We start from the raw sequence: 873 nt of genomic DNA, 5'->3' as shown, positions 1-873 counted from the left end.
GAAGCATCACGGATGATGCCAGCGAAGTTGTGACCGCTCTCTATCGAGCCCCACCGCGCCAGCGACAGTTCGATCGGGAACTCGCTACCGTCAGAGCGCTTGGCGGTCAGCTCTACCGTTTTACCAACCAAGGTGGTGGGACCGCCTGCTGCGGCGCGAGCAAAGCCGCGATGATGCGCGCCGGCATGCACCGAGGGTATGATGATATCGAGTGAACGGCCCACCGCGTCTGCAGAGGAATAGCCGAACATCGCTTCGGCAGCTCGGTTCCAAAACGTCACCACTCCCTTGCCATCGACGCAGAGGATCGCATCGGAGGTGACATCCACGACCTGTGTCGCAATCTCGCCGATCTGACGGTAGCGACGCGCCTCAATCAGCCCGAAGACGATGGTGGCAAGATCGGTTAGTGCCTTCAACTGCTCGGGCGCAACGATCTCTCGAGGCTGCCGATCAAGCACGCACAATGTCCCAAGGCACTGACCATCGCCAGTGACGATCGGTGCACCGGCATAGAAGCGATAGCCTTCGGAACCGAGGGTGAGTGGATTGCCGGCACAACGCTGATCCGCATGCGTGTCGAGGATGACGACAGGCGCGGCCTCCTCAAGCGCCAGGGTGCAAAAGGCGTGCTCGCGAGGTACTTCGGTCGCAGGTATGCAGACACGCGACTTGAACCATGCACGTCGATCATCGACGAGGCTCACTGCCGCGCTTTCGCTGCCCAGCGCCAATGCTGCCAGACGCGTGATCTCGTCGAAATCCCGTTGGTCGGGTGTATCGAGGATAGCCATGCTCCAAAGAGCGGACAGCCGGTCCGCCTCAGCCGCATCACTTAAGGAGCAGATGAACGTCATGCTTCGGTTAATCGCA

At 60.5% G+C, this 873-nt stretch carries 1 protein-coding gene; it reads right to left on the bottom strand.

What is annotated here, in order from left to right:
* The coding region (locus AC07M8_RS19660; protein ID WP_495175912.1) for a PAS domain S-box protein at window positions 1-794 on the bottom strand (794 nt) is incomplete at its 3' end.
* Window positions 795-873 lie beyond the last annotated feature (79 nt).

Source organism: Sphingomonas sp. GW821-FHT09E03, from assembly GCF_059416225.1.
The sequence above is the reverse complement of the archived record's forward strand: the minus strand, read 5'-3'. Positions and strand labels throughout refer to the sequence as shown.